Below are 6,521 nucleotides of genomic sequence, written 5' to 3' on the forward strand. Positions count from 1 at the left end.
AGATAATAAATGATGTTGTTATTGCTTAAAATATGAACAATATTACTATATCTAACCTTGATGATGACATGAAATTTCGTCTACAAAAACGAGCCGAAAAACATGGTCGTTCTCTCGAAGAAGAAGCCAAAGAAATTCTGCGGATAGTTCTAACAGAAAATCAGGATGAAACGTTAAACATCGCTACTATAATTGAGCAACGTTTTGCAGATTGGGGAGGCTTGGAATTACCAGAAATTCCTAGAGAACCTATCCGCACAGTATCTAACTTTGAAGAATGATTATTCTTGATACAAACGTAGTGTCAGAATTAATGAAACCTAACAAGTCTGAAATAGTTCGTAATTGGGCCGCTCAACAATCTTTAATGAATCTGTTTACCACAACAATTACTCAAGCAGAAATTCTATATGGTATAGCTTTACTTCCTGCTGGGAAAAGGCGAGATGGCCTTAGTCAAGCAGCACAACTGATGTTCTTAGAAGATTTTGCTGGGCGTGTTCTTCCCTTTGATCAAACTGCTGCTGTAGCTTTTGCTAACATTGCGTCTCAAAGAAGACAGAATGGGAATCCTATTTCCCAAGCAGATGCTCAGATTGCTGCTATTTGTTACATCCATGCAGGAACCATTGCAACACGCAACGTCTCTGACTTTGAAGGATGTGGTATTTCTATTATTAATCCTTGGGAAGCCCTCTGAAGAATCTCTTAACAATGGATCAACCAGGAAATACCTTGGATAAGTCTAATACTAAATCACTAAAATTTGACAGATTAACTGATTCATCCGGCAGAAAAATTGTCTTGTGGCGATAACCAAATTTACCTTGTAAAGCTTGATAAGGCTCGCTGTAGCACTCTAGATAATTATCTACTAAATTAAATATCCAATAATCAGCAATACCTGCTTCTGCATACAGGGGTAGCTTTTCTTCTTGGTCATATTTTAAAGAAGAATCAGCAATCTCGATTAAAAGTAAAATATCAGATGGGCTGGGATGATTTGCTAAATAGTCATCAGAACGATTTCGCACAATCACCAAATCTGGTTCTGGTTCGCTGTTTTTAGAAATAATAATTGGGTCTTGCGATCGCAGAGTTCCTTGTTCTTTAATAAGCTTGAATAACTCTCGATACAAGCGGGTACCGCAAACAGAATGCGGTGTACCTTTAGCTGCCATATTGATTATTTCACCCTTGATTAGCTCAACTCGGTCATCTTCCGTAAAGAAGCCGAGTTCTGCTAGGCGGTGATATTCAGCTATGGTAAAGCGTTTAGCAGTGCTTAAGCTCATAACACATATGGGAATGCAGAGTTATTTGCATCTTACACTTTTATACGGAAAATAGGCGGACTGAGAACCTACCCTTTCCACCTGTAAAATTTGATTACCAAATATGTGTGCAAATTAAGTTAAGTGATTTTCCAACAAAGATGCGATCGCTTCTGGATGAACTTTCTTGTATTGCTTTTTACCAATCCGTACCACGCAGTTAGGTGCGCTGCTGCAACGTTTTTGGCAACCTGTATGCTCAATTGTCACTTTGTCGAGTAAACCGCGATCACACAAAGTTTTTTCTAATTCTGAGACTAAACCTTTACCACCCCGTTTGAGGCAACCGGATTTTTGACAAACCATTATCTTGGCTTTGGTTTGAAGTGGCAGATTTTCTATTGGGCAAACACCAGTTGCTTTTACCCGAAAAGCTTTGAATGTTATTTTACCTGTGTGCGGATTTAGTTGGCTGATGCCGTCAACGCGAATTTGTTCTCCCGGTACTAAAGATACGCCTAAAGAACCGCGTAACTCTTTAGGAACTTTAACTTGCAAATTTCCGGCGGGAATTGCTAATCGCAAATATTTAAATTTCCCTTCATCACCAACAAAACCCAGGAATTTACCCTCAAGGTTCAATTCCGATAATGTCCGATATTTTTCACCCATGTTCAGCAACTCACAATTCAAAATTAAACTTAGTTCAACCTGAATCTAAACGGGTGATATCATGTCTTTTCTATCTTCTCTTTGGCTGGTTGTTAAAAAAGCAATTTTCACAACTCTCATAAGATTGCTATATATAGTTATCCTATTTAGGTAGTATGAAAAATAATCTCACGCACAAGCCAAAAGAGCAGAGAAATTGACATGATATAAGAGATAGATGCTTCCCCAATTCCTATCTCCCCCTACGATCATTTTAGGCGAGGCGTTTAGCTTCTACTGTTAGAGGTAAACTGTTTTGGTCTGGTAATTCACGAAATTCTAATTCCCAGCCATTAGCTAAAGTGAGAATCTTCCCCTCTGCGCTGTCTGTTTGTTTGACTACTTCTTCTTCTAAATCTTTTTTAGCGACGTAGGCAACCAAATGACCAGCATCATTCATCCGTAGCATTACTTTCATTAATTTCCTCAACAGATTCTAGTTCTTTTTTGCGACAACCAATGACGAACCCTGTATCTAAGAAATGCACGGCATAGATATATGATCTCTGCAAATATGTGCCTATACTTGCAACGTAGCCGATCTCTCCCTTTTTGGCTAAAACTACCCCGATGTCTTGACCGGGAAATGTGCCATCGTTTTTAATCAGCTTACGCAATCGTACTTTTTGGCCGATTTCAAAAGTGGGTGGTAAGTCAAGTTCCATTTCATCGGGTCGCATGAGAATACCTCTGTTCTCTGGCTAAATTCAACAGTTCTTCTGTAGTTAGGCTACGTTTTTTCTGGGTTGACTGCTGGCGGACTGCATCTAAAACAGTCTGGGTTTCTTGTGAGTTGAGAAAGATACCGTGCTGTTCTAGAACGCTAGATACCAAGTGTCGACCAGAATGTTTACCAACTACTAAACGGCGTTCCCAGCCTACTTCTTCCGGCGCAAATGGTTCGTAGGTAACGGGGTTTTGCAACACGCCATGAGCATGGATTCCAGATTCGTGAGCGAAGGTATTTTCACCAACAATTGCTTTCCAAGGTGGAACACTGCAACCTGATGCAGAAGCAACTAGTTGAGATAGTTCCAGCAATCTGGGAGTGTCAATACCTAAATCATGGCCGTAAATGCGTTTGACGGCCATGACGACTTCTTCTAAAGCCGCGTTTCCGGCTCGTTCACCCAAGCCGTTGACTGTGGTATTGACTGATGATGCTCCAGCTTTGATTCCAGCAAGAGCGTTGGCAGTAGCTAAACCAAAATCATTGTGGGTGTGGATTTCTAGCGGAATCATCAAAGCTGAAGCGAGGCGCTTGACTTTAGTGTAAGTACTAAAAGGATCTAGAACTCCGACAGTGTCGCAAAAGCGAAACCGCGATGCACCCCATTCTTGAGCATATAGCGCTACGTCTAAGAGGAAGTTTTCATCGGCTCTTGAGGAATCTTCTCCCCCTACTGCTACCCAAAGACCGTTATCAACGGCGAAGCTAACACAGTCTTTGAGTTTTTGCAGACTTACCCGCCACTGTCCATGAAATTTGGCAGCAATTTGGATACCAGAAACAGGAATAGCAATATGTACTCGATCTAAACCGCAAACTAGAGAAGCTTTAATATCGGATATGACAGCGCGGTTCCAGCCGAGTAATTTGGCTTGCAAACCCAAGTTAGAAATTGCTGAGATAGCGCGTGTTTCTTCCTCTCCCATTGCGGGAATACCGACTTCTAATTCGGGAATACCAATGGCATCCAAAAACTTAGCGATCGCAACTTTCTCTTCTAAGTTAAAGGCAACGCCTGCTGCTTGCTCGCCATCACGTAATGTAGTGTCATTAATTAGGATTTGACTCATCTCAAATATCTCACTATGGGAATTATTCTTAATATTGTTTGTTGATTGCATTACTGGTGATCTGCAATCGCTACTAATGGTAAATGCCTATATAATTTCAACAAGGTGATGGTAAATGCTTAAGAATCTTATAAGACATGATTCATGACTCTTCATTATGCTCCGCTTACACCCAAAACATCTGTATGGCAGAAAACCAAAAGTTGGTATCATTTACAAATTCTTTTACCCTAGAGAATCTTTACCTTGTAAAGTAGCAATATCTGTTAGACCAATAATGAATGACAAATGACAAATGACGAATGAAAGTTAAATTTGCTCATCTAGCCAATCAAAAATCCGTTCAAGCTGCTCTAAATCAACTAGTCCATACTGCCAAAGCAGCATTGGTAACGGACCATTATCTAATTCTCGGTGTCGTAGCGCGACAGCAATATCAGCGCGGGAAAGTTCAAGTTCATTATGCAAAAAATTGAGTAATTCTATATTGCTGTTACGGATGAGCATATGGGACTGTACATTTCTGGATGGTGGCAAAAATTAAAAATTTGAAATCACAACTCTTGCTTTGTAACTTCACTTTTTTATTCGCCAAAATATGTCAAGAAAATTTCAGATTTAGCAGATGGTATTGAACCCAAAGTGAGGCGTTACCTTTTCAGTCTGCAATAAAATCTGCTTGTGAACAGTAACTTCTACTTCTAAACCTTAGAGATGATTATGCATATGTGCAAAAATTCTCAATTATGCTGGCAACATTCAATTTTGGATTTTGGTTTTATCCTAAGTTGCGGTCTGTTGTAGTAGCTTGAGATTAATGAGATTGCTTTTCTTCACTGCGTTCCGGTCGCAATGACAGATACTAGAGGCTGGTTGATTTAATAAAACCGTGTTCTCAAGACTCAGCAGTATAATGCCAGCAACGTTCTAACCAGTTCACTAAATCGTGGCGAGAAGCCAGAAATTGCATCATAGTGCTACGAACAAGCATCGCAGCTTGCAGACTATTCACTTGTACTCGTAAAGAACCATCAGCCGGACAGGAACAGGGAATCATTAACTCTTGCAGGCGGTAACAGATTCGCCAGCGATCGCTTAAAGGTATTTGCAAAACTTGATCGCCTAAGGCGTTATAACTACTAGGTGGCAACATCAGCAATTGTCCTTTGTCATTTGTCCGTTGTCATTTGTCATTAGTCATTGGTCATTTGTGATTGACTCTGGACTGTGGTCACTGAGCGAAGTCGAAGTGTTGACTTTTAACTCTTGCAGTTGTTGTTCGAGTTGTTCTATACGAGAAAGTAACGAGCGAATGACGCTGGCTTCAACATCGGGTAACTTACCGTGTTCTAGAGGTTCGCCTTGCTTGCGCGAAATAATTCGACCGGGAATACCAACAACAGTAGAATCTGCTGGAACATCTCGCAATACAACTGAACCTGCGCCAACCCGGACGCGATCGCTAATTTGAATATTGCCTAGAATCTTTGCACCTGTACCTACCACAACATTGTTGCCTAAGGTAGGATGGCGCTTACCACTTTCTTTCCCAGTTCCACCAAGGGTAACACCTTGATAAATTAGCGTGTAGTCTCCCACGATCGCAGTTTCGCCAATGACGACACCCATACCGTGGTCGATAAATACTCCTTTGCCAATCTCTGCACCAGGATGAATTTCAATTCCTGTTAAAAACCGTCCTATGTGAGAAATGAATCGCGGGATGAAAACTACTCGGCGACGATGCAACCAATGAGCAAGACGATGCAAACAAATTGCGTGCAATCCAGGGTAGCAAAATACTACCTCTAGCCAATTACGCGCTGCCGGATCGCGTTCAAAAATGATTTTAAAATCACTCAATAATGGCTCAAAAAAATTGCCAGAGAGTAGATTTTTCAGCAGGGATGTATTTGCAGAATCCGGCTTGATAGCAGTCTGAGAATTTCTGATACTATTTAATGTCTGTTGCATCGGTACTGTCTGGTTCAAGAGCCGTGTGTTATTTTTATGCTTATATCAGGCTGCTTCAAAGATGACAGTCTATCCGATGTCTATTGGATTTATTGGATTGATTAAGCTTGTACTCAACCCCTGTAACCCCGATTGCAGCGACATTTAAAATTTATCTTGGGGTAAGGGTGCTAGCTTTTTATGTTAGGGGTACTAGTATTTATGAGGTAGGGGGTTAAGATTTTCTGTACTCATCACAAAACCCTCTAGCTGTAACACTTCGCAACCATTTATCTAACTTAATTTGCGATATATTAAGCTGTACTCAACTGCTTATAAATATGAGGTAAACGCGGTCACAAATGCAATATCTGTATATGCAGTTACGTTTCTTATTTTATTATTTTGCTAGGTTAAAAACCTAGTTTATTAATTTTGTTTTAGTATTTATTGTCTGTAAATCTATATACTTTTCTAATCAGTTTGGTTGTTAATAGAGGGGTTTTAGCTCACGCAGAGTCGCAGAGGCGCAGAGAGGAACATTAAGGATTCTGAGCGAATAATTCTTGGTAAACTTGGCGTGCTTGGCGGTTCGTTAAAATAATTACACTGGTTAAAATGCGATCGCGATCGCATTTATCGCCACAATAAACTCACCCTTTGATTGCATTAAGAGGTTCCAAGCCTCATTAACGAACTTCCCAGCCTCATTAATGAACTTCCGAGCCTCATTAACGAACTTCTGAGCCTCATTAACGAACTTCTGAGCCTCATTAACGAACT

The 6,521-nt window shown here is 40.4% G+C and carries 10 protein-coding genes; 2 read left to right on the top strand and 8 right to left on the bottom strand.

Features of this window, described 5'->3' with window-relative positions:
- Positions 1 to 32: 32 nt before the first annotated feature.
- Positions 33 to 281 (top strand): plasmid stability protein, encoded by a 249-nt coding sequence (locus BV372_RS03455; protein ID WP_086683316.1) that lies wholly within the window; start codon positions 33 to 35, stop codon positions 279 to 281.
- Positions 278 to 700, top strand: a complete 423-nt coding sequence (locus BV372_RS03460) for a type II toxin-antitoxin system VapC family toxin (protein ID WP_086683318.1) — start codon at positions 278 to 280, stop codon at positions 698 to 700. The genes BV372_RS03455 and BV372_RS03460 overlap by 4 nt, the downstream gene beginning before the upstream one ends.
- Positions 701 to 719: 19 nt before the next feature.
- On the opposite strand, the gene BV372_RS03465 is transcribed toward BV372_RS03460, so the two are convergent.
- From BV372_RS03465 to cysE, 8 genes are all read right to left on the bottom strand, one after another.
- Positions 720 to 1,295, bottom strand: coding sequence for a Uma2 family endonuclease (locus BV372_RS03465; protein WP_086683322.1), 576 nt, complete (start codon positions 1,293 to 1,295; stop codon positions 720 to 722).
- A gap of 114 nt (positions 1,296 to 1,409) precedes the next feature.
- Positions 1,410 to 1,946: a (2Fe-2S) ferredoxin domain-containing protein gene (locus BV372_RS03470; RefSeq protein ID WP_086683325.1), complete on the bottom strand. Its 537-nt coding sequence runs from the start codon at positions 1,944 to 1,946 to the stop codon at positions 1,410 to 1,412.
- A gap of 253 nt (positions 1,947 to 2,199) precedes the next feature.
- The gene (nifT, locus tag BV372_RS03475) at positions 2,200 to 2,403 is read right to left on the bottom strand and encodes a putative nitrogen fixation protein NifT (protein WP_086683328.1); all 204 of its coding nucleotides are present in this window, start codon (positions 2,401 to 2,403) and stop codon (positions 2,200 to 2,202) included.
- Positions 2,378 to 2,665: a nitrogen fixation protein NifZ gene (locus tag BV372_RS03480; RefSeq protein WP_086683331.1), complete on the bottom strand. Its 288-nt coding sequence runs from the start codon at positions 2,663 to 2,665 to the stop codon at positions 2,378 to 2,380. The genes nifT and BV372_RS03480 overlap by 26 nt, the downstream gene beginning before the upstream one ends.
- A complete protein-coding gene (nifV, locus tag BV372_RS03485) occupies positions 2,652 to 3,785 on the bottom strand; it encodes a homocitrate synthase (protein ID WP_086683334.1) in 1,134 nt (377 codons plus the stop codon). Before nifV ends, BV372_RS03480 begins: the two co-directional genes overlap by 14 nt.
- A gap of 309 nt (positions 3,786 to 4,094) precedes the next feature.
- Positions 4,095 to 4,292, bottom strand: a complete 198-nt coding sequence (locus tag BV372_RS03490; RefSeq protein WP_086683337.1) for a DUF2949 domain-containing protein — start codon at positions 4,290 to 4,292, stop codon at positions 4,095 to 4,097.
- A 388-nt stretch (positions 4,293 to 4,680) separates the two neighbouring features.
- Positions 4,681 to 4,938: an Asr1405/Asl0597 family protein gene (locus BV372_RS03495; protein ID WP_086683341.1), complete on the bottom strand. Its 258-nt coding sequence runs from the start codon at positions 4,936 to 4,938 to the stop codon at positions 4,681 to 4,683.
- Between the two features lie 44 nt (positions 4,939 to 4,982).
- Positions 4,983 to 5,759: a serine O-acetyltransferase gene (gene cysE, locus BV372_RS03500; RefSeq protein WP_086683344.1), complete on the bottom strand. Its 777-nt coding sequence runs from the start codon at positions 5,757 to 5,759 to the stop codon at positions 4,983 to 4,985.
- Positions 5,760 to 6,521 lie beyond the last annotated feature (762 nt).

The organism is Nostoc sp. T09, from assembly GCF_002154695.1.
GTDB lineage: Bacteria > Cyanobacteriota > Cyanobacteriia > Cyanobacteriales > Nostocaceae > Aulosira.

What these genes read in the sequence shown, in the direction of transcription:
- cysE (WP_086683344.1), bottom strand. Translation starts at nt 5,759, where the DNA reads ATGCAACAGACATTAAATAGTATCAGAAATTCTCAGACTGCTATCAAG.
- BV372_RS03470 (WP_086683325.1), bottom strand. Translation starts at nt 1,946, where the DNA reads ATGGGTGAAAAATATCGGACATTATCGGAATTGAACCTTGAGGGTAAA.
- BV372_RS03480 (WP_086683331.1), bottom strand. Translation starts at nt 2,665, where the DNA reads ATGCGACCCGATGAAATGGAACTTGACTTACCACCCACTTTTGAAATC.
- nifV (WP_086683334.1), bottom strand. Translation starts at nt 3,785, where the DNA reads ATGAGTCAAATCCTAATTAATGACACTACATTACGTGATGGCGAGCAA.
- BV372_RS03495 (WP_086683341.1), bottom strand. Translation starts at nt 4,938, where the DNA reads ATGTTGCCACCTAGTAGTTATAACGCCTTAGGCGATCAAGTTTTGCAA.
- BV372_RS03465 (WP_086683322.1), bottom strand. Translation starts at nt 1,295, where the DNA reads ATGAGCTTAAGCACTGCTAAACGCTTTACCATAGCTGAATATCACCGC.
- BV372_RS03460 (WP_086683318.1), top strand. Translation starts at nt 278, where the DNA reads ATGATTATTCTTGATACAAACGTAGTGTCAGAATTAATGAAACCTAAC.
- BV372_RS03455 (WP_086683316.1), top strand. Translation starts at nt 33, where the DNA reads ATGAACAATATTACTATATCTAACCTTGATGATGACATGAAATTTCGT.
- nifT (WP_086683328.1), bottom strand. Translation starts at nt 2,403, where the DNA reads ATGAAAGTAATGCTACGGATGAATGATGCTGGTCATTTGGTTGCCTAC.
- BV372_RS03490 (WP_086683337.1), bottom strand. Translation starts at nt 4,292, where the DNA reads ATGCTCATCCGTAACAGCAATATAGAATTACTCAATTTTTTGCATAAT.